Annotated in this window: 23 protein-coding genes, 1 tRNA gene and 1 pseudogene; 9 read left to right on the top strand and 16 right to left on the bottom strand. The window is 70.0% G+C overall.

The annotated features are described in order from the left end of the window. Positions 1-48: 48 nt before the first annotated feature. The 4 genes and pseudogenes from ACFY3V_RS29295 to ACFY3V_RS29310 all read right to left on the bottom strand — a co-directional run. The gene (locus ACFY3V_RS29295) at positions 49-435 is read right to left on the bottom strand and encodes a cellulose binding domain-containing protein (RefSeq protein ID WP_362903152.1); all 387 of its coding nucleotides are present in this window, start codon (positions 433-435) and stop codon (positions 49-51) included. 218 nt (positions 436-653) lie between these two features. Beyond that, positions 654-1,226, bottom strand: coding sequence for a histone-like nucleoid-structuring protein Lsr2 (locus tag ACFY3V_RS29300; protein WP_389778017.1), 573 nt, complete (start codon positions 1,224-1,226; stop codon positions 654-656). Positions 1,227-1,253: 27 nt separating this feature from the next. After that, positions 1,254-1,757 carry a hypothetical protein gene (locus tag ACFY3V_RS29305; RefSeq protein ID WP_362903148.1) on the bottom strand — a complete coding sequence of 168 codons (504 nt, stop codon included), beginning with the start codon at positions 1,755-1,757 and terminating at the stop codon, positions 1,254-1,256. 80 nt (positions 1,758-1,837) lie between these two features. Beyond that, a pseudogene (locus ACFY3V_RS29310) lies at positions 1,838-2,089 on the bottom strand (TniQ family protein); the annotation flags it as partial. A gap of 334 nt (positions 2,090-2,423) precedes the next feature. Between ACFY3V_RS29310 and ACFY3V_RS29315 the strand changes: the two are divergent. The 4 genes from ACFY3V_RS29315 (at position 2,424) to ACFY3V_RS29330 (ending at position 5,554) form a co-directional block, all read left to right on the top strand. Beyond that, the gene (locus ACFY3V_RS29315) at positions 2,424-3,074 is read left to right on the top strand and encodes a TetR/AcrR family transcriptional regulator (protein ID WP_362903096.1); all 651 of its coding nucleotides are present in this window, start codon (positions 2,424-2,426) and stop codon (positions 3,072-3,074) included. Then, a complete protein-coding gene (locus ACFY3V_RS29320; RefSeq protein ID WP_362903094.1) occupies positions 3,071-3,271 on the top strand; it encodes a ferredoxin in 201 nt (66 codons plus the stop codon). The genes ACFY3V_RS29315 and ACFY3V_RS29320 overlap by 4 nt, the downstream gene beginning before the upstream one ends. 1 nt (position 3,272) lies before the next feature. Further along, entirely contained in the window at positions 3,273-4,547 is a 1,275-nt protein-coding gene (locus tag ACFY3V_RS29325; protein ID WP_389778020.1) for a cytochrome P450, read from the top strand. Positions 4,548-4,720: 173 nt separating this feature from the next. After that, a complete protein-coding gene (locus tag ACFY3V_RS29330; protein ID WP_389778022.1) occupies positions 4,721-5,554 on the top strand; it encodes a S1 family peptidase in 834 nt (277 codons plus the stop codon). 47 nt (positions 5,555-5,601) lie between these two features. On the opposite strand, the gene ACFY3V_RS29335 is transcribed toward ACFY3V_RS29330, so the two are convergent. The 4 genes from ACFY3V_RS29335 to ACFY3V_RS29350 all read right to left on the bottom strand — a co-directional run bounded on the left by ACFY3V_RS29335 (position 5,602) and on the right by ACFY3V_RS29350 (position 9,121). Further along, a complete protein-coding gene (locus ACFY3V_RS29335) occupies positions 5,602-6,918 on the bottom strand; it encodes a hypothetical protein (RefSeq protein WP_350949092.1) in 1,317 nt (438 codons plus the stop codon). Positions 6,919-6,927: 9 nt separating this feature from the next. After that, entirely contained in the window at positions 6,928-7,296 is a 369-nt protein-coding gene (locus tag ACFY3V_RS29340) for a cupredoxin domain-containing protein (RefSeq protein WP_350949093.1), read from the bottom strand. Positions 7,297-7,430: 134 nt separating this feature from the next. Then, on the bottom strand, positions 7,431-8,270 hold the full coding sequence (locus ACFY3V_RS29345) for a copper resistance protein CopC (RefSeq protein ID WP_389778025.1): 840 nt from the start codon (positions 8,268-8,270) through the stop codon (positions 7,431-7,433). Positions 8,271-8,689: 419 nt separating this feature from the next. Then, on the bottom strand, positions 8,690-9,121 hold the full coding sequence (locus tag ACFY3V_RS29350; RefSeq protein WP_350949095.1) for a cold shock domain-containing protein: 432 nt from the start codon (positions 9,119-9,121) through the stop codon (positions 8,690-8,692). 356 nt (positions 9,122-9,477) lie between these two features. Between ACFY3V_RS29350 and ACFY3V_RS29355 the strand changes: the two genes are divergently transcribed. Beyond that, a complete protein-coding gene (locus tag ACFY3V_RS29355) occupies positions 9,478-10,434 on the top strand; it encodes a threo-3-hydroxy-L-aspartate ammonia-lyase (protein ID WP_389778028.1) in 957 nt (318 codons plus the stop codon). A 169-nt stretch (positions 10,435-10,603) separates the two neighbouring features. On the opposite strand, the gene ACFY3V_RS29360 is transcribed toward ACFY3V_RS29355, so the two are convergent. Beyond that, positions 10,604-11,554 carry a glucosyl-3-phosphoglycerate synthase gene (locus ACFY3V_RS29360; protein WP_362925410.1) on the bottom strand — a complete coding sequence of 317 codons (951 nt, stop codon included), beginning with the start codon at positions 11,552-11,554 and terminating at the stop codon, positions 10,604-10,606. A 131-nt stretch (positions 11,555-11,685) separates the two neighbouring features. On the opposite strand from ACFY3V_RS29360, the gene ACFY3V_RS29365 reads away from it, so the two are divergent. Continuing rightward, positions 11,686-13,689 carry a hypothetical protein gene (locus ACFY3V_RS29365; RefSeq protein ID WP_389778030.1) on the top strand — a complete coding sequence of 668 codons (2,004 nt, stop codon included), beginning with the start codon at positions 11,686-11,688 and terminating at the stop codon, positions 13,687-13,689. A 71-nt stretch (positions 13,690-13,760) separates the two neighbouring features. On the opposite strand, the gene ACFY3V_RS29370 is transcribed toward ACFY3V_RS29365, so the two are convergent. After that, the gene (locus ACFY3V_RS29370) at positions 13,761-15,230 is read right to left on the bottom strand and encodes a helix-turn-helix domain-containing protein (protein WP_389778032.1); all 1,470 of its coding nucleotides are present in this window, start codon (positions 15,228-15,230) and stop codon (positions 13,761-13,763) included. A 408-nt stretch (positions 15,231-15,638) separates the two neighbouring features. On the opposite strand from ACFY3V_RS29370, the gene aceA reads away from it, so the two are divergent. Next, a complete protein-coding gene (gene aceA, locus ACFY3V_RS29375; RefSeq protein ID WP_362903076.1) occupies positions 15,639-16,931 on the top strand; it encodes an isocitrate lyase in 1,293 nt (430 codons plus the stop codon). 244 nt (positions 16,932-17,175) lie between these two features. Here the strand turns inward: aceA and mihF are convergent, their stop codons facing one another. Further along, positions 17,176-17,484, bottom strand: coding sequence for an integration host factor, actinobacterial type (mihF, locus tag ACFY3V_RS29380; RefSeq protein WP_329083125.1), 309 nt, complete (start codon positions 17,482-17,484; stop codon positions 17,176-17,178). Between the two features lie 163 nt (positions 17,485-17,647). Between mihF and ACFY3V_RS29385 the strand changes: the two genes are divergently transcribed. Together ACFY3V_RS29385 and ACFY3V_RS29390 are read left to right on the top strand one after the other, a co-directional pair. After that, positions 17,648-17,821: a hypothetical protein gene (locus ACFY3V_RS29385; protein WP_350949100.1), complete on the top strand. Its 174-nt coding sequence runs from the start codon at positions 17,648-17,650 to the stop codon at positions 17,819-17,821. A 395-nt stretch (positions 17,822-18,216) separates the two neighbouring features. After that, positions 18,217-18,504: an HU family DNA-binding protein gene (locus tag ACFY3V_RS29390; RefSeq protein ID WP_030909250.1), complete on the top strand. Its 288-nt coding sequence runs from the start codon at positions 18,217-18,219 to the stop codon at positions 18,502-18,504. A 228-nt stretch (positions 18,505-18,732) separates the two neighbouring features. On the opposite strand, the gene ACFY3V_RS29395 is transcribed toward ACFY3V_RS29390, so the two are convergent. The 5 genes from ACFY3V_RS29395 to ACFY3V_RS29415 form a co-directional block, all read right to left on the bottom strand. Next, positions 18,733-18,865, bottom strand: a tRNA-OTHER gene (locus ACFY3V_RS29395). Between the two features lie 124 nt (positions 18,866-18,989). Then, on the bottom strand, positions 18,990-19,724 hold the full coding sequence (locus tag ACFY3V_RS29400; protein WP_350949102.1) for a hypothetical protein: 735 nt from the start codon (positions 19,722-19,724) through the stop codon (positions 18,990-18,992). A 51-nt stretch (positions 19,725-19,775) separates the two neighbouring features. Then, positions 19,776-20,606, bottom strand: coding sequence for an ATP-binding cassette domain-containing protein (locus tag ACFY3V_RS29405; protein WP_350949103.1), 831 nt, complete (start codon positions 20,604-20,606; stop codon positions 19,776-19,778). Positions 20,607-20,690: 84 nt separating this feature from the next. Then, on the bottom strand, positions 20,691-22,364 hold the full coding sequence (locus ACFY3V_RS29410) for a protein kinase (RefSeq protein WP_389778037.1): 1,674 nt from the start codon (positions 22,362-22,364) through the stop codon (positions 20,691-20,693). A gap of 243 nt (positions 22,365-22,607) precedes the next feature. Beyond that, positions 22,608-23,780: an alpha/beta hydrolase gene (locus ACFY3V_RS29415; protein ID WP_389778039.1), complete on the bottom strand. Its 1,173-nt coding sequence runs from the start codon at positions 23,778-23,780 to the stop codon at positions 22,608-22,610. Positions 23,781-24,014 lie beyond the last annotated feature (234 nt).

The raw sequence follows: 24,014 nt of genomic DNA on the forward strand, positions 1-24,014 counted from the left end.
AAATTGAAAGCCGACGAACGGACGAGCCCCATGGGCTCGCCCGTTTCATCAATAGGTGATGCTGCACTGACTGGAAGTGGGAAGAGGCGGCGAGGTAGTCGTCATGGGCATGCCGATCTCGAACCCGAAGTTCGCGTACCGGTTCGGCAGGATGACACCATTCCACGACGACGGTCTCCACACGGTCGTCGAGAACCTCTTCACGTTCCAGAACAGGTGAACGACCGCGCCCGCCGAGAAGGGAAAGTCGATGACCGCCTCCCAGGTGGTCGACGGTGTCGTGCCGGTGTTGGTCAGCCGCGCATCGACCTGCCACCTGTACTGCCCGCCGACGGTCCCCCGGTAGTTGGCTTGGAACGTCAACGTGCAGGTGGTGGCGGCGTCAGCGGGTGTGACGACGGTGAACGCGCCGAATAAGGCGGCCACCAGCCACATGATCAGGCGCCGTCGCCGACGGACGCGCCGTTATGTCATGGGCCTCTCCTGTCAGGAAGTGCGCGACGAAAGACGCGTACGTAAACGATGATCGAACGATACGGTCGGCATCGAATACAGTCAACGGAACTGAAAGTTTCAGCTATTCAATGAAGTGATCTCAGTGGAATAGTTCCGACAGCTGGGATTTCCGAGGCATGAATGGTGGAATTCCAGGCTTATCGTAAGAGGTCGTCGACGGCATAGGAGAGGTGGTGCCGGGCTGCGTAGTTGTGCCGCATCACCGCCACCGCTTCTCCCCCGTCGCGAGACAGGGGGCAAAGAGCCTCCCTATGCGAGCCCCGAAAGCCGCAATCCTCGATCGCGACGGTCCAGTCCCCGATTCGCCTCACAGTGATGACCTCAGGCCCTTCCGGCTGAGAGTAATCCTCGTCTCCAATGAGCCGGATGTCCTCGTCCGTGGCTCCGAGCCGGCGAAGCACCTCGTGCTCGTCGAGCCCGCGGACGAAGACGATCGTGTAGATCTCGCCGAGCCCGCTGTCCTTTTCCCACCCGTAATCTTCTGGCGACGTGCCGGGGGTTCGCGCGGTGGCACGGACCATCTCGAACGTGCTCGCCTGCTCGAGGATCTCGGGATGGGCGGCGAAGAAGGCTTCCGTGATTTCTGGAGCCATCCGGCCACGCTCACTGACCGGGTAGCCGTTCGCTCTCGCCCAGTCCCGGATCTGAGCACGGCCGAGCTTGGGCGTCCGGTAGGTGACGCGGAGGGGGATGAAGTCGGCATCGGACATGATCAGAAACCTCCTGAAGTCAGGACGTCAGCCCGCGCTGCGCCAGTAGGCGAGTTGCGCGCTCGTGCTTTTGACCACCCGGGGAATGGACTCAGGCTGTGGCCAGATCTGCAGCAGATAGCGATCTTCCGCTTCCGACTCCTCATCCATGTTCACGGCGTGATAGCGCAACCGGTACCACCCCGGCCCCGAGGGCAGCTCGGGTATTTCGTGAACGCCTTCGCCTCCCCACTCGCATAGCGAGAGCCGTCCGGCCTCTGACCGAAAGCTGATCTCCACAATGTCCTCATACTCGTCGGTGTCCGCTCCTGGATCTTGGTCGGCCACGGTCGCCGAGAAGCCAAGGGTGCCCGTGTGTGTGCCTGTGAGCAGGAGAGCGGCGCCGTCCTCCACGCGAATGATTCCGACAGGGTGATCAGGATGGTCATCGGCGAAATTTGCGTAGCCGTTGTTGTCGTCGGTGTCGTCGACGAGATATGCCTGCCCGTAGTGAACCCAGAGGCCGAACGAGACGGTGTGAGCGGTGGTCATGGTCGACAAGAGTATGATCATGTGCTGACATTTCCGACCGATGCGAGGTCTCAGGAGACCATCGCCGCATAACCAAGTCTCTACGCTTTCAGGGAATTGCCACGGCAAACGGCGGCCCAGCTCAGTTTCCACCACATCTGCCATGCTCCCCCTGAGGCGGCCAAGCACTTCGGGCACACCCGGCTACCGAAGAACTGAGCCCATTCACGGGTCTCCGCCCGGCGCACAGACTCCTTGTCGCCAATGCGGACGCCCATCAGGTCCACAGCGGACCCACTGAACACCTCCAGATGCATAGCGCGCACGACCTCGGCGCCTATCCCGGTGGCGGCTCTGACCGCCTCACACGTCTCCGGGGTCGCGACGACGCCGTGACATCACCAGCCAGTCCCCGCACATCGAGCCCCAGCGACTCGGCGAGTGTCCATGACGGACATCCGTTCCGCACCGCCATCCGATCAACCCAAGAGGAGAACGACTCGCCGGGCTGCGGTTCAACCACCAACGCCAGGCGCCGGGGGAGGAACCCCACTCTCATCTTCGACTCCTCACTCTCAAGTCGACTCTCAGATGCGCGCCGAACTCTCAAGTTCGACGGCGCTAGACAACCCACCTCACCGCCGCCCGCTGTTGACAACATCAAATGAACGTTCTTTTAATTGACGCATGGGGCGTATCGCGGGCGTCAGCGCCGCCGAGACCCGCGAGCGGCTGCTGCGCGCGGCGGCCGAGTCCTTCGCCGCGCGTGGCTACGACGGCACGCGCGTGGCCGACATCGCCTCCGCCGCCGGGGTGAGCAACGGTGCCCTGTACGCGCACTTCGGCTCGAAGGCCGAGCTGCTGGTGGCCGCGCTGCGCGAGCACGGGCCGCGACTGCTGGCCACCTTGTTCGCCGCGGACCCGGAGCAGTCGATCACGAAACTGCTCGCCGTCGTCGGCCGAGGGCTCCCGCACAGGCGGCCCGACGCCCACAACCATCTCATCGTCGAGGCGCTCGTGGTGGCACGCCGCGACGAGGACGTCGCCCGGCCGATGCGCGACTACGTCGGCGAGCGCACCGACTGGCTCGCCGGGCTCGTCCGCGCCGCACAGAACGACGGCGAAGTGGACGGCACCCTCTCGCCGAACGCGTTGTCACATCTCTGCCTGCTGCTCGCGATGGGCAGCGCGCTCGTCACACCCGACCTGCACACGGTCGACGAGGAGGAGTGGGCCGCGTTGCTCACCCGTCTCGTCGCCGCCTTCGCCCCTGACGGGGGAACACCATCCCCCTCGTCCTCCGCCGACGCCACGGCACGGAGAGGAGAGCGACAGTGAAAGTATGGATCGACCCGGAGGGGTGCCAGGGACACGGTCGCTGCTACGCCCTCGCCCCCGCCCTGTTCGACGAGGACGACGAGGGCTACGGGCAGGTCGTCGGCGACGGCGTCGTACCGCCGGGCGAGGAGCGGGCGGCGCGCCTGGCCGTTGCGAACTGCCCGGAAAGAGCGATCGAGATCCTCCAGGAGGCATGACATGACCATCGATGACCGTTTCAGTGAGCAGGCGCTCGGAGGCAGGCAGCAGAACCGCCCCGACGGCGTGCGCAACGAGATCATCACCGGACCTGTCTCGGACTGGGCGACCGACTTCTCCCACACCGAACCGGAATGGGCGGCCGACCCGTACCCGATCCAGGACGACCTGCGGCGGCGCTGCCCGATAGCGCACACCGATCGGTTCGGCGGCGCCTGGCTGCCGACCCGCTACGAGGACGTCGCGGCCATCGCCTACGACACCGAGCGCTTCTCCTCCCGGTCGATCATCGTGGGCAACTTCCGGCCACCACGCGAGGTGGCCCCGGTGGGCGGCACACCGCCGATCTCCTCCGACCCGCCCTTCCATCACGACGCGCGCAAGCTGCTGCTGCCGATGTTCACCAAGTCGGTGGTCGCCAGGCAGGAGCCGGCGACGCGAGCGTTCTGCCACTCGCTCGTCGACGCGCTTGAGGGGCAGGACGTCGTCGACGCCGCCCGTGACTACGCCCAGCACATCCCGGTGCGCGTCATCAGCGACATGCTGGGCTTCCCGCCCGAGGACGGTCCGCGGTTCCGTGAGTTCGTCGAGAACGCGCTGGAGGGCGTCAACCGGCCACCGGAAGAGCGCATCGCCAGGATGGACAAGCTCTTCGACTACCTGCTGGAGCAGATCCGCGACCACGTCGCCAACCCGCGTGACGACCTCACGACCTACCTCGTCAACGCGGAGCTGTACGGCAGGAAGCTGGAGCCGGCCCATGTGGCGGGCACGATGGCGCTGCTGCTCATCGCGGGCATCGACACGACGTGGAGCGCGATCGGCGCGTCGTTGTGGCACCTGGCCAAGACTCCGGCCGACCGTGAGCGCCTGGTCGCCGAGCCGGCTCTGCTGCCGACCGCGATGGAGGAGTTCCTCCGGGCCTACGCGCCGGTCACGATGGCCCGGCTGGTCAAGGAGGACATGCACTGGAACGGTGTCGACATGAAGGCCGACGACTGGATCCTGCTGTCGTTCCCGGCGGCCAACCGCGACGAGGCCCAGTTCGACCGGGCGGGCGAGGTCGTCATCGACCGCGAGGTCAACCGGCACGCCGCGTTCGGTCTGGGCATCCACCGCTGTGCGGGGTCGCACCTGGCCCGGATGGAACTGCAGGTCGCCCTCGAGGTCTGGCTGGAGCGGAATCCGCGCTTCACGCTCGACGACCCGGCGGCGGTGACCTGGTCCACGGGCCAGGTCCGCGGACCACGCACGCTCCCGCTGCGCATCGGCTGACCCACGCCCGGGTCTTGTCCGCCCAGCGTGGCGCCCGGCTTTCGCGGCCGGATTCGACGGCGGCCGGACTAAGGTGGCGGTGTCCGTGTCGATCCGTGTCGGTCCATGTCGTGCGACCGACGATGTGCGGCCGCTCCCCCTCACGCTTCGGAAGAGGCAGAGGAGAGAGCAACATGTCCCGTCGCCGCATCGCCACCACGGGGGGCACTCTGGCGATCACCGCACTCGCCCTGGCGTCTCTTCCGGCCGTCGCCACGCTCGCCCTGACATCCCCTGCCACCGTCACCACACCCCGGACGGCGGGCACCGTGCCCCCACACAAGACCCGCCCCTCGGGCGCCGCGTGCGCGCCGACGCCCCGTCCCACCGTCACCACACCCCGGACGACGTGCCCCGCGCCCGTACCGACCGCCGGTCCCAGCGCCACCGCGCCTCCGCCGCCGGACCCGCCCATCCTGTCGAACCTGCCGCCGGGCCTCATCGAGGCGCTCCAGCGCGACCTCGGTCTCACCAGGCAGCAGGTCGCGACCCGGCTGCTCAACGAGGCCCGGCTGACACCGGTCGAGGCGCGGCTGCGCGAGGAACTCGGCGACCGTTTCGGCGGCTCCTGGTTCACGGGAACCGTCGCGGAAACCCTCATGATCGCCACCACCAGCTCCGCCGACATCCCGGCGATCGTCTCCGCGGGCGCCACACCCAAGGTCGTCCGCGTATCACTGGCGACGCTGAGAGCGGTCAAGCAGAGACTCGACGATCTCCTGCCCGCCCACCCGGACGGCAAGACCATCCGCTACGTCGACGTGCGGATCAACAAGGTCGTCGTCCTGTCCAGGGACGCCCCGGCGACCCTGAATGTCGTCAAGTCCATCGGGACGGACAGCGAACTGGTGGTCGTGGTGCACTCCGAGGAGAACCCTCGGCCCGCGCACGGTCCGAAGGCGGCGACGCCTGCCATGTCGGTGCGGGGCCCCGCTCCCTCCAGCCGGTCCGCGAGATCCTCCACCTGACCCCGCCGGCCACCGTCTCAAGCTCTGCGAGCCGGTGGCCGGCGGGGTCAGCCCGCGAAGAGGAGGAAGAGGCCCACCACCGTGTAGACCACCATCAGCACGAGGAGGGGAATCTGCCCGAGGACGGCGGTCCTGCGGGGGAACAGGGCGAGCGCGCGGTCGTGGGCGAGCACGGTGCCGAGAACGTGACCGACGATGATGACCGTCACCTGGAGCATGGCGATCCCGGCGGGCGAGGTACCGGCCGCCTGGACGGTCCAGTCCGCGGTGCCCAGCCAGTCGGCGCCGGTGCCCAGCGGATCGGAGAGCAGGGCGATGGTCCGCTGCCCTTCGAGGAGGAGCAGCGTGTAGTAGTGGGCGACCACGTATCCGACGGCGATCGGGACGACCGCGTGGGCGAGTTCGCCCGACGTCGTCCCCGGCTCCGCCGCCCCCCAGCGACCGGCGAGCGCGGTCGCCCCGCGATACGCCGCGAGCACCAGGCCGATGACGATGAACAACCCCGCCGTTCCCATGACCGGTGCCGGCAGCGAGCTCTCCTGCACGAAGCGCACCCAGACGGGGGCGTTGGAGAGGCTGTCGTACATGGTGGAGCCGAGAAGCACCACCACCAGCACCGTCAGCCCGGGCACCGGCCGGAGCCCGGCCATGCCGTCGAGCGAGTTACGCCAGGTCACGACGCCGTCGGGGCGCCTGGTCACCGGGGCGAGGTGGCCGACGAGGGTGCTGTAGACCTCGAACGCGTCCGCGTGGTCGAACCAGCGCGACCCGAAGAGAACCGCTCCCCCGAGCACGAACACGACGTACACGGCGAGCCAGGCCCCGATGACCGGCAGGGTGGCCCGTTCCGGGGCGACCAGCTCCAGCCAGACGAAGGCGAGGAGACCGCCCGCCGCGGGCCAGTAGCCGAGCCCCGGCGGCAGCGGGCGCATCCCGGTCTCGGGATCGCGTCCGAGTCCCCGGCAGGCCAGCAGGTGCAGTGTCCGCAGCGGGTTGAGAACCGGCCACACCGGTCCGAACAGCAGCGAGAGCGGCACCAGGCCGACCCAGAACAGGACGTAGAACACTCCCGCCGTGGGATTCTCTACCCGGTCGGGGCCGAAGAGCAGGCCCACGCAGAAGTACGCCGCGGCGACGAGCCCGGCGACCCGCCAGACCCACGGCCACGCCCGTGCGGAGACCATCCTCTGGACCAGGGGGGCGAGTGGGCGGGGACGGCGGGCGTCGAGACCCAGTCGCGGCTCGGTCCACAGGGCGCCCAGCGCCACGAACGACACCAGCAGGGCGAGGATCGCGCCGATCAGCGCGGCCTCGAAGGGGATCGGCAGATCCTGGCGCCCGCCGATCCCGTGAGCCAGGAACATCACGCCGGCCTAGCGCACCACGAGCTGCAAGAGCTGCAGCTTCGATTCGTGGGTCTCGAACTCGAACAGGCCGTCCTGGTCGGCGACGAACTCGATCGTCGCGGGCGTGCCGGGCGTCAGGGTCACGGCCTTGTCGTAGCCGTGGACGTGCGCCTCGTCGGGCGCGTCACCGGTCACCGTGATCCGTACCGTCTGCCCCTTGGTCACGTCGATCCGGCCGGGCGGGGGCGTCACCTGCCGTCCGGCGATGGTCACCGTGATCTCCTTGACCGTCGAGGCGCCGGGGTCCGCGGCGGACGAGCCACAGGCCGTGGCCGTCAGCAGGGTCGCACCGAGCATGAGCACGGCGAGCAGGCGGCGGGCAAGGGTGGGCGTCATGACTTTTCTCCTGGGGGGGTCGGTGGTCGGGCCGACGAGTCGGCGGGGGGCGGGGACGGTGAATCGGTATGAAAACAGTGAGGTCGGTACGGGACCGGGTGTCGTCGGCGGAGCCGGAGCGCGGAGGGGGCGGATCAGCGTCGTTTGGCGGACTTGACCGCCTTCGCGCTCCCCGTCCTGCGCGACGCGGCCGTCGGCCGACCCGCGGGTTTCCTTCCGGGCGGCCCGGTGGAGCGCCGACGGACCTGCGCGCCGGAGGGCGCCGGCCGCCGTGCCGCCCGGACCACCATGAACCCCGCTCCGACGACGAGGAGGGCGGGCAGCAGCCACACCGACAGGTCGAAGCCCGAGGTGGCCTGGGGCGCGTTCGAAGCCGCGGCCTGGGGCGTGGTCTGCGGGGTGGCCTGCGGGACGGCGGGTCCGGCCGCCGGGGCCGACGGCGTGGTGGCGCCGGGTTCCAACATGGCGAGCAGCGCGGGGTCGGGTTCGTTCGTGGGGGCCTTCCAGCCCTTGGGCGGACCCGACGTCGAGCCCTTGTAGGTGAACCGGACCTCGCCTTCCACCTTCTCGCCGTCCGAGGCGACCGATATGTAACGGGCGACGTACAGGCCCTTCTCAGGCCAGTGGGCGACGGGGACTTTCGCGGGGAAGCCGGTGTGGTACAGGCTCGGCTGCCAGGTACCGTCCACGAGGTTGTATTCCCTGACCGGCTCGTCGAGGCGCTCGGGCTGCCCGTGCGACCAGGGCTCGTCGACGCGGACGCCGCTGGGGGCGGTGACGGTGAAGTACGCGTTCGGAGCGGGCTTCTCGGTGAAGTAGAGCGCGAGCGACTCCAGCGGCTCTTTCACCGTGCTGTCCTTGGCCGGCGTCGACATCGCGAGCTGCCCGTGCGCGGAGGCGGGCGTCGCGAGGGTGGTCAGCGCGACGAGGGCGACGACGGCCAGCACGAGCAGCTGGCCCAACCAGCGCGCCATCGCCACCCCTGCTCTCCACCGAAAGGCCCGCTGGCCTGCGGAATCACGGACGATTCCGGCCGATCACGGTCAATGCTCGTCGAGAATAACCGCTTTTGTCCCATATGAACAGAACTTTGGCACGCATCCAACCGAAGAACGCCAAGGACTGTGAGCCTCACCCTTCCGCACCTGTTCATGCCGGTAGGGCGCCCCGCCCCCCGACCCGCTCCCCCGCGTCCACGTCCCGCGCCCGTCCGGCACCTGTTCCGCGGCACGCGACGGCCTCCCCAAAGCCCGGCGGCCGAGCCCCTTCTCTCCGCTCGACGTGACCGGGTGCGAGCCCTCCCCGGCCGGGCCCACCGCAGTACGCCTGAGCCATGCCGTTCCGGATCCCGGCTCGCCACGGATCCGGAACGGCGGGGACGTATCGTCCGGCCTCAGTCGTCGACCCAGCCGTGGGACCGGGCGAACGTCAGGAGACGATTCCTGACCTGCCCGATCTGCGCGCCCGTCAGCGTGGGCGCGTGCTCGATGAGCAGCTCGGTCACCGCGCCGTTGAAGGACTTCGCCGACAACACGTCGCACACCCCGTCGTCGTCGCCGAACTGCTGCGAGGAGACGGCGTCCGAGAGAGGCACGGCCGCGACCGGCCGCCGGCTCGGCGGCGGGTCCAGAAGACTGACGGTCGAGACCTTCAGGCCCCGCTCGCCCTCCATGACCTCGTACTCCACTCGCAGGCCGGGCTGGAGGACGTGCCTGCTCTCACCGAAGTCGTTGGCGTGGAAGAACACATCCTCACCCCCGCCGACCGCGGCGATGAACCCGTACCCGCGTACCTCGTCAAAACGAAGGATCGTACCGACTGCCACCACAACACCACCTACACCGAGGATCGCACCACTGCGCGCTCACCTTCCGGCACTGTCCGGCCGGTGAATCCGGCCTGCCTGTCACACCGGACGACCCGATGCTAGACCGGACGGCGCGCCGTGTCCTCATCGTCCTCGTCGATTCCGTGCCGCGCCCCCGCGCCCCCACGGCGCCGTCCCAGCCGGCACCGCGCACACCGCCTCACGACACCGCGTACGGGTCGCGTGCCGGGGATCGTCGGACGGCGGCGCCCCCGGTACACCGCCCGCACGACGGGAATGCCAGGCTTCGAGGAGCCGCGCCGACCGAGGAGAGCCAGCCGATGTCCCAGTCATCGACGTCCCCGATGCCCCTTATGTCCCCGACCTACGACGACGTCCTGAGCGCCGCCGACCGCATCGCTCCGCAGGTGCACCGCACCCCCGTGCTGCGCTCACGCCGGATCGACGAGAGCGTCGGCGCCGACGTGGTGTTCAAGTGCGAGAACTTCCAGCGGATGGGCGCCTTCAAGTTCCGCGGCGCGTTCAACGCGCTGTCACGGTTCACCCCCGAGCAGCGACGCTCCGGCGTGATCACCTACTCCTCGGGCAACCACGCCCAGGCGATCGCCCTGGCCGCCCGGCTGCTCGACATCCCGGCCACGATCATCATGCCGCACGACGCGCCGGCCTCGAAGGTGGCCGCCACCGAGGGGTACGGCGGGAAGATCATCCGCTACGACCGCTACACCGAGCACCGGGAGGAGATCTGCGGCGCGCTCGCCGCCGACCGCGGTCTCACCCTGATCCCGCCGTACGACCACCCCCACGTGATCGCCGGTCAGGGCACCGCCGCCAAGGAGTTGTTCGACGAGGTCGGCGACCTCGACGCGCTCTTCGTCCCCCTGGGCGGCGGCGGGCTGCTCTCCGGCACGGCGCTGTCGGCTCGCGCGCTGTCGCCCGGCTGCGCGCTGTACGGCGTCGAGCCGGAGGCGGGCGACGACGGGCGGCGGTCGCTGCGGCAGGGCTCCATCGTCCAGATCGACACGCCGAAGACCATCGCCGACGGCGCGCAGACCCAGCGGCTCGGCACCCACACGTTCGAGATCATCCGCCGCGAGGTCGACGACATCGTCACCGCCACCGACGCCGATCTCGTCGACGCGATGAAACTCTTCGGATCGGCGATGAAAATCGTCGTCGAGCCCACCGGATGCCTCGGCCTGGCCGCCGTCCGCGACCTCGCCGACCGGCTCGGCGGGAAACGGGTCGGTGTGATCGTCAGCGGGGGCAACGTCGACCTCGACCGCTACGCCTCACTGCTCGCCTCCTGACCGCCACGTCCGGGGCCCGGCCGAAGGGCCGGTTCCCGGGACGGTCTTCGCGGGGCCTCGGGACGAACCGGCCTTCGCCGTGAGAGCCCCCGCCGGGCCGTCAGTACCCTCGCCACCCTCGCCACCCTCGCCACCCTCGCCACCCTCGCCGTCAGGTCGTACGGCCTGGTCAGCGAAGCGAACGGTAGGCCGGGATCGTCGCCATCGGGGGGCGTTCGGCGACGGCGACGTCCCTGACGCTCACCTGGTGGCCGTCCGCGCCCCGGCGGAACTGGGCCAGGCGGGGAGACGGCCGATGCAGGGAGACCATCATGTTCTGGCGCTCCAGGCGTGACCAGGAGGTCTGCAGGATCTGGGCGGCCATCCCGCCGAGCGCCTCCGTCGACTGGTGGGAGTGCACCCGGCGTCCCAGATCGACCTGGGCCAACGCGTCGAGACCCGCGAGGTCGAGCAGGTCGATCAGCAGGGCAAGCTCCACGCCGTAGCCGGTGACGAACGGGACGCGCTCCAGCACGGACCTGCGCCCGGCGTACTCCCCCGCGAGGGGTTGCACGAACCCGGCCAGCCGTGGCCAGTGCAGGTTGAGCAGGGGGCGCGCGACCAGCTCGGTGACCCGCCCGCCACCGCTCCTCGCGTTCCACAGGGGCCGGTCGTAGCAGCCCTTGACGTAGACCACCGCCGGATCGGCGAGCAGCGGGCCGAGCAACCCGGTCACGAAGGACGTGCGGAACTCGCGCAGATCGGCGTCGACGAAGACCAGCAGGTCGCCGGAGGTCGCGGCGAGGGACTTCCAGAGCGCCTCGCCCTTGCCGTCCAGCGGTTTGAGATCGGGCAGGACCTCGTCCTGGGCGACCACCCTCGCCCCGGCCCGCGCCGCGCGTACCGCGGTCTCGTCGACGGAGCGGGAGTCGATGACCACGAGTTCGTCGACGAGCGGAACGGCCTCCATGAGATCGCGGCGGATCGCCGCGACGATCTCCCCGACCGTCTCCTCCTCGTCGCGGGCGGGCAACACGACACTGATCGTCGTCTCACCCTTGGCTTCCAGCAGCTCCGGCAGCGCCCAGTCACCCGAGGATGAGGTGCGCCCGCGTAGCCATGCCTCGACCTCAGGCAGCACGACCCACCCTTTCCATCACCTCGGCGGTTAGGGGTATCACCCTATGTGGCGCTGATTCCGGACACCTACCGGCTCCCGTCTCCGCCACGCAGGTGGGAAGATCAGTTCAGTCCGGAATGAGGGGGGACGAGATGAACCCGGTAGCCGTGATGCGGGCGGCGCGCGGCGTCCGCGACGAGCTCGACAGCCTGATGGGGGGCGCCTCCGGCGAGCTTCGTGACCGGCTGGATCCGCTGCTCGCCGAGGCGGGCAGCCGGCCCTCCGACCAGCTGGCGGACGCGGTCATCAGGCTCGTCGCCGAGTACGGCCCCGCCTGGGACCGGCTCACCGCGCTGCTGAGCCTGGAGCGGGGCGTCACCCCCGAGCAGGTGATTCCCCTGCTCTCCCGGCGGCCGGGCGCCGAGCCGGGCTCGCCCGGAGGCGGGAGCGGTCTCGGCTTTCCGCCGGGCGGCGCGGGCCCCACCCCGTCCTCCTGGGGCGCGGCGCCCCCGAACGGCACGGACCCCTCCGGCTGGGAGCCGATCGACGCTCCGGCGACCGGTGCCTACACTCCCGCCTGGCTGCTCCCCGACATGGGCGGGCAGAGGCGTCCCGCTCCGGGGTCAGGGCAGACGCCCGGAGAGGATCCGCCACCGTTCCCCGAAGCGCCGCGGACAACCCCGGAGCCACCGCCCCCGACGCCTCAGGCACCGTCACCGCAGGTCCCCGCGCCGCAGCCTCCGGCGGCGGCATCGTCGACGGCCGCGGCCGCGGCACCGGGTCCCGCGGAGAGCCGGAGCCCCTCGGTTCTCGACCGGCTGACCGGGGCCTTCCGCAGGCGGCGCAAGGAGACACAACCTCCGGCACCGGGGCCCGGCTGGGAGGTGATCCCGCTCATCGAGGCTCCCGCGGAGGTGGTCGCGGGCTGGGGCTCGGAGGTGACGGTCGGCGTCGCCCCAGGCCAGGGGCAGGACGGCACCGCGACACCGCGCGAGCCGATCGACCTGGACATCCAGATCGTCGCCGAGGGCTTCGACGCGCCCGGCGGCCGGCGGGTGCGGCTGCGTGCCGACGAGACGTCACCGTACCCACGGGCCGTGGTCGACCTCGTCGCCCTGGCTCAGGAGGAGCCCGAAGCCGCCCGGCAGATCCAGGTGACCTACTCCGTAGGCGGCCAGGTGGTCGGGTTCGGCCTGCGTGCGGTCACGGTCCACGGTTCGCCCGGCGCCCTCGGCGGACACGAGGCGCTGGAGCCGGTCTCGGGCACCCGCATCCGTCCCGCCCTCGTGGGAGAACCCGCCGACGTCACGGCGATCATCGTCCACGGTGACAGGCCGGGACTGCTGTGGTGGACCTACCAGTCACCGCACTTCGTCACCCCGGACCAGGCCGAGCCCTGCGACCTCGGCACCCGGGCCTCGGAGTTCGGCCGGCAGCTGACCGATCGGGGCCGTCTCTCCGAGGAACTGGGGCGGGAGGTCGGCTCGCGCGTGCCCTGGGGTTTCTGGGAGCTGCTGTACGCGGTGGCCGGCCGGGTCGCGCCGCGCCGCCCGAACGTGCTCATCCTCTCCCAGGAGCCGCACGTGCCCTGGGAGCTGGCCGTGCTCGAGCAGCCGTACGATCCCTCGCTGCCCCCTTACCTGGGCTGCCAGCTGGCGACCGGCCGCTGGCCCCTCGGCGGACGGCGTCCCGAGCTGCCCCCTCCCGTGCACGCGCGGGCCGACCGCGTCGCGGTGGTGTACGGCGAGGCGCAGGCACATCCGCTGGTGACGGAGTACGGCGCCACGCAGGTCTCCCCCGCGCTCGGCGACGTCCTGGGCGCGCTCAGGCAGGGGCCCGACATCGTCCACTTCACGGACGGCGGGTCCGCCTCCGAGGCGCTGGACTACGAGCTGGCGGGTGCCCCGTTCGTCTTCCTGGAGGAGCCGGGGGACGCCCAGGCGTTCCTGCTCGCGGGCGCGAGCGGGGTCGTCGCCCCGCTCTGGCCCGCGGGCGGCGGTCTGGCGCCGGAGTTCTATCGGCGCTGCTTCGCCGGTGAGCCCCCGGCCGAGGTGCTGCGCTCCATGCGCGGGCAGGCCCCCGACAGCGCGGGTGCCTACCGGTTCCACGGCCACCCGTCCCTGACGCTGCGCCGGACGGCCCCGCCCACGGGGTGACCGCCGCCGGCTCGCGACACGGGTACCTGTGGCGGGGATCCTCATCGCGCTCGGAGGGCGCACCGCGCGTCTCAGCCCGCGGCGTGGCGCTCCAGGAACGTGTAGACGTCGGCCTCGTCCACCCCCGGGAAGGATCCGGGGGGCAGCGCGGCCAGGACGTGGGAGTTGCCGCGGGCCGAGGGCCAGGCGTACCCCTCCCAGCGCTGGGTCAGCTCGGCGGGCGGGCGGCGGCAGCACTCGCCGGTGGGGCAGCCCGATCTGGTGCGGGTGGTGGTCTCCCTGCCACGGAACCAGCGCGATTCCCGATAGGGAACGCCGAGGGTGATGGCGAAGTCACGCTCGCGTGAGATGTCGACGTGCGCGAGACAGAAGTAGGTCCCGGTGGGCGAGTCGGAGTACTGGTAGTGGACGGAGAAGCGGTCGGGTGACAGGAAGACCTGGCGCCCCGACCACTGCAGGCACATGCGCTGGCCTTCGATCGCGCCCTGCTCGTCGGCGGGAAAGACGATGCCGTCGTTCTCGTACGCCTTGTAGATGATCCCGTCGGCGTTGTTGCGGACGAAGTGGCAGACCAGGTCGAGGAAATTGGTGGCCAGGTTGGTGAAGCGGTGCGCGGCCATCTCGTAGGAGACGGCGAACACGTCGCGCAGGTCCTCCACGCTCAGCGCGCGGTCCTTCTTCGCCTCCCGCAGGTACGGCACGGCGGCGGCCTCGGGCACCAGGACGGCGGCGGCGAAGTAGTTGGCCTCGGTTCGCTGGCGCAGGAAGTCGGCGAAGTCGCGGGGCCTGTGGTGGCCGAGGGAGAGATGACCGAGGGTCTGCAGCAGGATCGTGCGCGGGGTGTGCATGCCGACCTGTTCGTGCTTGACGTAGATGCGCCGGTTGCGCAGGTCGGAGATGGAGCGCACGGTGCGCGGCAGGTCCTGGACCGTCTGGACGGTGTAGCCGAAGTGGCTGACCAGCGCCTGGACGGTGCTCTGCGACAGCGCGCCCGAGCGGTAGCCGACCGCGGCGAGCGCCTCGGCGGCGGCCTGCTCGATCTCCGCGAAGTAGTTGCCCTGCTCACGCTGCTTGCGGCGGAGTTCGGCGTTGGCCGCGCGGGCCTCCTCGGGGGTGGCGGTCCCCCTGGCCTGGCGTGAACGCAGTTCCTCGTAGAGGCCGAGGATGTGTTCGAGCACGTCGTTGGGGACGCGGGCGGAGATCTTCAGCCTGGCCAGGCCGAGCCCGGCGTACAGGGGGTCGCGCTGCGCCTCCTCCAGCGCCATCTCCAGCTGGGCCCGCCGGTTGGGCGCCTGCCTGCGGAGCAGTTCCTCGACCGGCACGTTGAGCGCGGCGGCCAGCGACTTCAGCAGCGACAGCTTCGGCTCACGCTTGCCGTTCTCCAGCAGGGAGAGCTGGCTGGGCGCGCGGCTCACGCGTTCGCCCAGGTCGGAAAGGGTGAGGCCACGCTGCTTCCGCAGGTGTCTCAGCCGCTGGCCGAACGCGATGAGATCGAGCTCCTGCGTCAAGGAAAGCGGTTCTTCACCGACCAAAGATGCCATGACTCGATGCTAAACGAAATTTCCGAGGAAATTTCGCCCCCGGCAGGCCGCGGAGCGGGCATCGCCGCACCCGCGCCCGGAGCCGCCGGAGTCGCCCCTCGCATCGACGCCACCCGGAGTCGCGACCGTCAAGCCCTCGCCACGGCCCGGAACCGGCGACCGCGATCACCGGGTCCCGGCGCCGGAGCTCGCGCGCGTCCCCGGTGGAGGGCATGCGCACACCCGATCCCGGCACAAGAATTGGTCTAGTCCATAGAGAAAACTATTAACTTCTTCTCCCCCGAATACCAGCGAGTATTGATCTAAGGAGAATAATTTCTAGTTTTTCGTCCGACTCGACCTTGTTTGACCGTTTCGTCGGAGCACACACTCGAAGTAGGCCACCCAGGGGACGAAAAGGAGTCACCGATGAACGATCGCCTCAAGGGAGCCGCAGACGAGCTGCGGCACGAGTGGGAGACCAGCCCTCGCTGGAAGGGGACCGAGCGGACCTACACGGCCGAGGACGTGGTTCGACTCCGAGGTTCCGTCCAGGAGGAGCACACCCTCGCCCGGCTCGGTGCCGAGCGGCTGTGGGACCTGCTGAACAGCGAAGAGTACGTGCACGCCCTGGGCGCGCTCACCGGCAACCAGGCCGTGCAGCAGGTCAAGGCCGGGCTCAAGGCCATCTACCTGTCCGGCTGGCAGGTCGCCGCCGACGCCAACCTCGGCGGCCAGACCTACCCTGACCAGAGCCTCTACCCGGCCAACTCGGTCCCCGCCGTCGTGCGGCGTATCAACAACGCGCTGCTGCGCGCCGACCAGATCACCTGGTCGGAGGGCGACCGGGACGCGCCGCACTGGCTCGCGCCGATCGTGGCCGACGCCGAGGCCGGCTTCGGAGGCGTGCTGAACGCCTTCGAGCTGATGAAGGGCATGATCGCCGCGGGTGCCGCCGGGGTGCACTGGGAGGACCAGCTCGCCTCGGAGAAGAAGTGCGGCCACCTCGGCGGCAAGGTGCTCGTCCCCACCGGCCAGCACATCAAGACCCTCAGCGCCGCCCGCCTCGCGGCGGACGTGCTGGGCGTGCCGACCCTGATCATCGCGCGGACCGACGCTCAGGCCGCGACCCTGCTCACCACCGACGTCGACCCCCGTGACCAGGCGTTCACCACCGGCGACCGCACCGCGGAGGGCTTCTACCGGGTCCGCAACGGCGTGGGCGCCTGCATCGCCCGCGGCCTGGCCTACGCGCCCCACTCCGACCTGCTCTGGATGGAGACCTCCACCCCCGACCTGGACGTGGCCCGCGAGTTCGCCGAGGCGATCAAGGCCGAGTACCCCGACCAGATGCTGTCCTACAACTGCTCGCCCTCGTTCAACTGGAAGAAGCACCTGGACGACTCCACCATCGCCAAGTTCCAGCGGGAGCTCGGTCACATGGGCTACAAGTTCCAGTTCATCACGCTGGCGGGGTTCCACTCACTGAACCACTCGATGTTCGACCTCGCCCGGGGCTACGCCGAGGAGGGCATGACCTCCTACGTCGAACTCCAGGAGGCCGAGTTCGCCTCCGAGGCACGCGGCTACACCGCCACCCGCCATCAGCGCGAGGTCGGCACCGGATACTTCGACCTGGTCAGCACGGCCATCGCGCCGGACTCCTCCACCACGGCCCTGAAGGGATCGACGGAGGAGCAGCAGTTCGCAGAGGCTCACTGACTCTCCGGACCGAGCTCGCCGGCGACCTCCAGGGCATGGGAGGTCCCCCGAGACGGGTTCGACGACCAGGTCGTCGATCGATCGAAGGGCCCCGCCGCACGGATTTCCCCCGAGTCCGTGCGGCGGGGCCCTCCCGTCTTCCCGCCCGTCCCACGTCCGCGACCTGGGGTATCCCGTTCGGCCGCCCGCCGTTCCCGGGAGTCCTCCTCACGGGAACGGCGGGCGGCGGCCGGTCGGGGGCATCTCAGCGGCCGACGGCCTCGATGAGCTTGCGGCGCTGCTGGGTACCGAGACCTCCCAGCCGACGCGCCTCGTCCACGTCGGCCTGCTCCATCAGCTGCGCGGCCTTGACCGTTCCGACCCCGGGCAGGGCGCGAAGGGCCTGGGACACCTTGATGCGCTTGGCGATGTCGTCCTCACGGCCTAGCAGTTGCTCCAGGCTGAGCGCGCCGTTCTTGACCTCGGCGAGAAGCTTGGCGCGAGCTGTGCGGGTCTCGGCGGCCTTGACCAGGGCGGCCTGACGCTGTTCGGGGGTGAGCTTGGGCAAAGCCATGGTGTTTTCTCCCTGATGACGGTAATTCCAGGGTCCTGCTACCCAAAGCCACCCGGTTAATCATCGGAGGACATACAGATAGATCCCCGATATACGTACTGCGCATCACGATATGCCTGTTTGGTTACCCCGCTCTTACCTGGTTCTCCGTAGCCTCGGGCTCATGGGTATCTGGCGAAGCCCTCAGGGCATCGAGGTTGAGGCGATCGTGGTCCACGACGGCCCCTGCCTGTTGGTCAGCCGCCGGATCGACGGACGGCGGGTCCTCGTGGCGTACTGCATGAGCATCCGCGAGGTCGGAGAGCACGTCGACCTGGCGGAGCTGGTTCCGGCGTAGACGGATCCCCGCGCATGCCGGCGATCGAAGTCGGATCAGGTTCGAGTCTTGTTCGGTACGCCTGTCAACTTCCGAGACCACTGGGACGTCAAGTAGGCAGGGAGGCTCGATGGATGTTCTGATCGGCCTCGTTGACGAAGATCTCCTCCTGGAGCTCATCCTCGTCGAGGCACTGCACACGGAGGCGGAACGGCTGGCCGCCCAGCCCGAACGCTGAACGAGGACGGGTGCCCGCCGCCTGAAACGGCGGGCACCCGCGCGGCGAGCGGGTCAACAGGTCGCAGGGGCGGTACCTTCGTGGCCCGGTTCACCGGGGAGGCATCCCGCTCCCCCGACCGGTGCGAGTGGGGAACGGGGCTCGATTCACCCGGTGGTGATGGCGTTAACTGTTCCCTATGAACAAGCGCGAGCTGATCGAGAAGGCCGCCGCCGAGGCCGGGCTCACCCGGAGGCAGACGGCCGCGGCTCTCGACGCGATCCTGGGGACGATCCAGACGGCCGTGGCGGCCGAGGACAAGGTGGCGATTCCCGGGTTCGGGTCCTTCGAGATCGTCCACAAGCCCGCACGGACCGGACGCAACCCGCAGACCGGAGAACCGCTGGAGATCGCGGAGACCTGGACGGCGAAGTTCAAGCCCAGCCCGGGGTTCATGGGCCTGATCCGCCAGCGCAAGAAAGACTGACCTTCCCGCGACTACGCACCGATCGGCCTCCTCGTGCCCGCGCAGACCGTCCGGGGCCTCACCCGAGACGTGGGCGGAGCCAAGGGCGACATCGGGAGGACGGCGGCCCCCGGGGAAGTATCCATTCCCCGAGGGCCTGGAGTGCCGCCATGTCGGGGCACCGGCACGTTTAAGGACCCGGGTCACTCATGATGAGGTCGCACTCTGCCGTTAAGTTATGGGCGCACGTGGAGCACCCAGCGGGATTCGAACCCGCACTCGACCTCGTCGCCCGTATCCGTTCGATCCGGCGCCCGGCGGCGAATGCTGAATCTGGAGCGAGAGTCTGAGCGTGAGCGGCTGCCTCTGCCAGTTGGGCCATCCCGGCTCGACAGTGCCGGGAGAGGGACTCGAACCCCCACTGTGACCGCGTGTCAGTCTGACGGTTCAGTTTCAGCTTTCGCGCTTTCGCGCATCCCCGTGCTCCAACGGGGAGTCCTGTGATCTTACCCGAGAACGTAGCCCAGCACCTTCTCGCCGACGCGCTGATAGGTGATCTCGGTGCCGTTCGCCTCCTCACGGGCGAACTTCACCGCGTTCTGCAGCCTGCCGACCCGCTCCAGGAGCTCGTTCACCCGCTTCTGGGGCACGGCTCCCGAGAAGGTGACCTTGGTCCAGAAGCCGACGACGATGTCCTCGTGGTAGACCTCTACCTGGGCCGGATGCTTGTCGGTCGCCTCCGCCTTGACGTGGTTGCGGGGCACCTTCTTGGTACGGGTCGTCTTGACCGGCTCGGTCCGCCAGCAGTCGGTCGACTGGTCCAGCGTCCATGCCTCGGCGGCGTCCAGGACGGGCAGCTTGGCGATGAAGGTGTGCAGGTCGACCAGCTGCTTCTCCAGGAACAGCAGGTAGGTGACGGGCACGTCCTCCAGGAGGGTGGAGCCGTCGACCTTGATGTCGGCCCTCGCCGAGCAGTTGGCCCAGTCCTTGGTGGCGGTGACGTCGAACAGCCGGGTGAGCGCGGCGCCCACCTGCTTGAGCAGATCCTCGCCCTGCACCTGCACCCGGGTCGACTCCGGGGGCAGCTGCTCGCCCTCGTCGTCGATGGGCTGGTAGGTCCGTGAGAGACCCGACAGCAGGGCGTTCTTCTGGATCGTGTGGTAAGCGTCGGTCACCTTGCGCTGGGTGTCGGACTTGACGCCCTTCTCCACGGCGAGGATCTGGTTCAACTTGGTCGCCATGGGTGACACCGTAGCGGGAAGATCACCCACATAACACCGCTTTTCCGCAGATCACCCCGCGCGGTACCCGCCGCGGACCGCACGGGCGGCCCAGCGACCGTCGAAGTGGTCGACGCGCAGCGGACGCCCGAAGCACTCGGAAAGGTTCTCCGCGGTCAGGATCTCCGCCACCGGACCGCCCACCTGGACGCGGGCGTCGCGCATCAGCAGAGCGTGGGTCGTGGTGGCCGGGACCTCCTCCAGGTGGTGGGTGACGGTGACCGTGGTCAGCGCCGGGCGGACCTCCGCCAGGTCCTCCACCGCGGTGATCAGATCCTCGCGGGCGGGCAGGTCCAGCCCGGCGAACGGCTCGTCGAGCAGCAGGATCACCGGCTCGGACATCAGCGCCCTGGCGACGCGGACGCGGGCGCGCTCCCCCTGGGAACAGACACGGAAAGGCCGGTCCGCGAGGTCCTTGCAGCCCAGGTCGGCGAGCAGGTGATGGGCGCGCTCGTGCTCGGCGGGGCCGTAGCGGTCCCAGAGCGGGGCACTGGTCCCGGTGTGGCCGGTCAGCACGACGGTGTGGGCGGTGGCCCCCTCCTCCTCCAGCAGTTCCTCGTCGACGAGCCGCTGGCTGGCCGCGACGAGACCGATGTGGCGGCGCAGCTCGCGAAGGTCGACCCGGCCCAGCCGCTGGCCGAGCACGGTGACGGCCCCCTCGGTGGGGTGGCGCACGGCGGCGGCCAACGAGAGCAGCGTGGTCTTCCCCGCCCCGTTGGGGCCGAGCACCACCCAGTGCTCTCCGTATCCGACCCGCCAGTCGATGCCTTCCAGCAGGGTACGGCCGACCACCCGGACCCCGACGCCGCTCAACTCCACCGCACCGGACACAGGCCCGCCCATCGGTATCCCCCTCCGCGTCGATTCGCGGCGCTCACTTTAACCGATGCACCGATACCTTCCCGTCCATCGCCCGCAAAGCGGGTCTCAGCCCATCTGTATGGACGGGCCCGGGGTGGGGTGCGGGGTGATGGTCGTCCCCGAGGGGGCGGGGACGGTGGGGGTCGGGATCGGGCTCTCACCGTCGCCCGTCTGCGGGATCTGGGTGAAGGAGGGCTTGGTGCCGCCCGAGGGCCTGGGATCGTCCGAGGCCGTCGGGCAGTCCCTCGCCCTGCCCTTGCCCCTGGCGGTCGTGTCCGCGCAGTCGCGCGGGTCGTCGCCGTCGTCGGGCGAGTCGCCGGAGCCACCGGGGCCGCGCGGGCGTTCGGGCGCCGGTTCCCGCCGTCCGTCGCTGCCGTCGTAGCTCGTGGTGGGCGGTGAGACGGTCCTGGTGGTGGTGATCTCCACAGTGGAGGGAGTGGTCGGCGTCCGGTCCCGCGGCGTGCCGGGGGGCGGACGGGTGGCGGCGTGGAAGATGGAAGCCGTGGGAGTGCCCTCGGCGGGGAGAACCAGCGGCACCGACTCGGGGACATCGAAGCCGCCGTCCGAACCGGAACCGCCGCCACCGGTCGCCGCGGCCACGGTGACCGCCGCCATGGAGACCGTGGCGAGCGCCGCGAAGCCGGCCTGCGACAGGTGCGCACCCTTGCGCGCGGCCCTGCGGGCCCTCTTGCCGGAGATCTCCACCGGGATCGAGGGCTCGTCATGCGTACGGACGGGCGGGGAGGACCGGGCGAACGCGTGCGACAGACGCGACGACGGCGACTGCGGTGATGGCAGTGATGGCGGTGATGGCGGGGCCTCAAGCCGCACCATCCCGGCTCCCGGGGTGCGGGGCACCGGTGTCCAGATCTCCGCCAGCACCTCCGCGACCGCCTCGCGCAGGTCCCAGGGATCGCCCACGCCGCCCGCGGCGAGCAGCGCTCCGAGCAGGTCGGCCGCACCGGGTCGTTCCGCGGGGTTCTTGGCCAGGGACGCCTCGACGGCCGGGCGCAGCAGGGCGGGAACCGAGGCCACCCTCGGCGGCTCGACCAGGATGCGCCGGGTCAGCGTGTCCGCCTCCCCCGCGCCGAAGGGGTGGTGGCCGCCGGCGGCGTAGGCGATCAGGCAGCCCCAGGCGAAGACGTCGGAGGCGGGCATCGCGAGCCCTCCGGTGAGCCGTTCGGGGGCGACCCAGCCTGGGCTGCCCATGACCTGCCCGGCCTGCGTGTGCGCGGCGAGCACGTCGACGTCCCTCGCGATACCGAAGTCGATCACCCGGGGACCGGTGTCCGACAGCAGCACGTTGCCGGGCTTGAGGTCGCGGTGGACCAGCCCCGCCTCGTGCACCGCCACCAGCGCGGCGGCCACCCCCAGGGCGACACCGTACGCCAGATCGGGGGTGAGGGGGCCGTACGCGGAGACCACCTGGGAGAGCGCGGGGCCGGGAACGTACTCCGACACCAGGTAGGGACGGTTCCCGTCGATGCCGTCCTCGATCACCGCGGCGGTACAGAAAGGCACCACTCTTCGGGAGAATCGCACTTCTTCCGCGAAACGGGCGCGGAGCGTGGCATCGTTGAGATGCACCGGATGCGGCGTCTTGAGCGCCACCACCCCACCCTGCGGATGCTCGGCCAGATAGACGATGCCCATCCCACCCACCCCGAGGCGGCCGAGCAGAAGGTAGCGGCCGATGCCGATCGGGTCTCCGACGGTCAGCGGCCGCACACCGGTCGGCATGCCGTTTCCAGGACCTGCTCCCCCACGTGCCATCCTCGTTGAGCCTCTCGTGCGCGGGCTACCGGCAAGCACACTGTGGCGGGATTCGAGCGTCCTTCGCCCCCGACCGGCCAGAAGGGGTATGAGAGGTAAGGCGAATGATCCCTCAGGGTAAGAAATCCGTGGTGTGCGGGATGCCCTTGGGACGTGGTGGAACGGTGTGACCAGCGCGGAAGGCCTGCGGCCTGTCGCGGGCGCCGCGTCTCAGGCGGCGGCGGATCCGGAGCGTCCGGGGCGTCCGGGGCGCCCCGGAGGCCCCGGAGGCACTGCTCGCTTGCGGAGCGCCGGAGCGGTGTCCTCGGGAGTGAGATCCGGCGCGGAAAGGTCGGGAACGGAAAGCCCCGACGGGAGAAGGCCCGGTACGGAGAGATCCGACGCGGTGAGGTCCGACGCGGTGAGGTCCGGCATCGCGCGCCTCCGCTTCGAGCCGTCATGGACGGGCGGGAGGTCCTGGGCCGCGTCGAGGAAGCGGGCGATGTGCGGATACACCTCGCGGGCCTCGGGGACGACGTCGGCGAGGATGGGGAAGACGTGCGGCATGCGGGGCCACTCCTCGTACGTGACCGGCACCCCCGCGGTGCGGGCCCGCTCGGCCACGCGGCGGCCCTCGTCGCGCAGAACCTCGGTGGAGCCGGTGACGACCATCAGCGGGGGCAGGCCGGTGTAGTCGCCGAGGACCGGGGAGAGCAGGGGGTCGTGGGGGTCGAGGCCCGCGGTCCAGCGGCGGGCGAGCCAGTCGACGCGACCGGCCGGGATCATCGGGTCGAGCAGCCGGTTGACCCTGCGGGGCGCGCCGGTGAGATCCGCCCACGGGGAGAGGCACACGGCGGCGGACGGCAGCGGCATCTCCCGGTCTCGGAGCGCCAGGAGCGTGGCGAGGGTGAGGTGGCCTCCGGCGGAATCCCCGCTGAAGACGACGTCGGCGGGGTCGTACCCGTTCTCCAGGAGACACTGGTAGGCGGCGATCGCGTCCTCAAGGGCCTCGGCCGGCCGGTGGACGGGCCCCTGGCGGTAGTCGACCGCCAGTACGGGGCGCCGGGTCGCGGCCGCCAGGCGCCAGGTGATCGGCCGGTGGGTCACCGGGGAGCAGGCGAAGTAGCCTCCGCCGTGGAAGTAGAGCAGGACCTTGTCCTCGTCGAGTTCCTCCCCGGCGCGTACCCACTCCCCCGGGCACGGTCCCGCCTCGTCGGGGGTGACGGTGACGTGGACGGGCAGGCGGAACGGCACCCTGCCCGCCAGCGCGACGATGCGGGAGGCCGCGGCGAAGCCGACGTCGTTCCTCAGCAGCAGGTCGGAGATGGGCTTGAAGGTGCCACGCATGATCACGTTGAGGGCTGCGGCCTGCCAACTGAAGGGATAGGCCGGACTGACGTCCATATCGATCTCATCGTGCATGGGGGACCTCCAAAAAAGGACATTCCCCCCAGAATGGGCTTCTATCGGCGATTGAACATATCGAGAAGATTACAACTACGTATCACGCAAGTACACGTCACCCTGGCGTCACATCCGAACACCGACCGTAATCACGCCTGCGACCCCACCCCGAATCGGCTCGCCGGTCGACCTCCGCCCCCCTTCGCCTCACGGCGCCACCGAGGCGGGGACGGC

Source organism: Streptosporangium sp. NPDC000095 (assembly GCF_042899335.1).
In the GTDB taxonomy this organism is placed as follows: domain Bacteria; phylum Actinomycetota; class Actinomycetes; order Streptosporangiales; family Streptosporangiaceae; genus Streptosporangium.

What these genes read in the sequence shown, in the direction of transcription:
- ACFY3V_RS29295 (WP_362903152.1), bottom strand. Translation starts at nt 435, where the DNA reads ATGTGGCTGGTGGCCGCCTTATTCGGCGCGTTCACCGTCGTCACACCC.
- ACFY3V_RS29300 (WP_389778017.1), bottom strand. Translation starts at nt 1,226, where the DNA reads ATGTCCGATGCCGACTTCATCCCCCTCCGCGTCACCTACCGGACGCCC.
- ACFY3V_RS29305 (WP_362903148.1), bottom strand. Translation starts at nt 1,757, where the DNA reads ATGACCACCGCTCACACCGTCTCGTTCGGCCTCTGGGTTCACTACGGG.
- ACFY3V_RS29315 (WP_362903096.1), top strand. Translation starts at nt 2,424, where the DNA reads ATGGGGCGTATCGCGGGCGTCAGCGCCGCCGAGACCCGCGAGCGGCTG.
- ACFY3V_RS29325 (WP_389778020.1), top strand. Translation starts at nt 3,273, where the DNA reads ATGACCATCGATGACCGTTTCAGTGAGCAGGCGCTCGGAGGCAGGCAG.
- ACFY3V_RS29330 (WP_389778022.1), top strand. Translation starts at nt 4,721, where the DNA reads ATGTCCCGTCGCCGCATCGCCACCACGGGGGGCACTCTGGCGATCACC.
- ACFY3V_RS29335 (WP_350949092.1), bottom strand. Translation starts at nt 6,918, where the DNA reads ATGTTCCTGGCTCACGGGATCGGCGGGCGCCAGGATCTGCCGATCCCC.
- ACFY3V_RS29340 (WP_350949093.1), bottom strand. Translation starts at nt 7,296, where the DNA reads ATGACGCCCACCCTTGCCCGCCGCCTGCTCGCCGTGCTCATGCTCGGT.
- ACFY3V_RS29345 (WP_389778025.1), bottom strand. Translation starts at nt 8,270, where the DNA reads ATGGCGCGCTGGTTGGGCCAGCTGCTCGTGCTGGCCGTCGTCGCCCTC.
- ACFY3V_RS29355 (WP_389778028.1), top strand. Translation starts at nt 9,478, where the DNA reads ATGTCCCCGACCTACGACGACGTCCTGAGCGCCGCCGACCGCATCGCT.
- ACFY3V_RS29365 (WP_389778030.1), top strand. Translation starts at nt 11,686, where the DNA reads ATGAACCCGGTAGCCGTGATGCGGGCGGCGCGCGGCGTCCGCGACGAG.
- ACFY3V_RS29370 (WP_389778032.1), bottom strand. Translation starts at nt 15,230, where the DNA reads ATGGCATCTTTGGTCGGTGAAGAACCGCTTTCCTTGACGCAGGAGCTC.
- aceA (WP_362903076.1), top strand. Translation starts at nt 15,639, where the DNA reads ATGAACGATCGCCTCAAGGGAGCCGCAGACGAGCTGCGGCACGAGTGG.
- mihF (WP_329083125.1), bottom strand. Translation starts at nt 17,484, where the DNA reads ATGGCTTTGCCCAAGCTCACCCCCGAACAGCGTCAGGCCGCCCTGGTC.
- ACFY3V_RS29385 (WP_350949100.1), top strand. Translation starts at nt 17,648, where the DNA reads ATGGGTATCTGGCGAAGCCCTCAGGGCATCGAGGTTGAGGCGATCGTG.
- ACFY3V_RS29390 (WP_030909250.1), top strand. Translation starts at nt 18,217, where the DNA reads ATGAACAAGCGCGAGCTGATCGAGAAGGCCGCCGCCGAGGCCGGGCTC.
- ACFY3V_RS29400 (WP_350949102.1), bottom strand. Translation starts at nt 19,724, where the DNA reads ATGGCGACCAAGTTGAACCAGATCCTCGCCGTGGAGAAGGGCGTCAAG.
- ACFY3V_RS29405 (WP_350949103.1), bottom strand. Translation starts at nt 20,606, where the DNA reads ATGGGCGGGCCTGTGTCCGGTGCGGTGGAGTTGAGCGGCGTCGGGGTC.
- ACFY3V_RS29410 (WP_389778037.1), bottom strand. Translation starts at nt 22,364, where the DNA reads ATGCCGACCGGTGTGCGGCCGCTGACCGTCGGAGACCCGATCGGCATC.
- ACFY3V_RS29415 (WP_389778039.1), bottom strand. Translation starts at nt 23,780, where the DNA reads ATGGACGTCAGTCCGGCCTATCCCTTCAGTTGGCAGGCCGCAGCCCTC.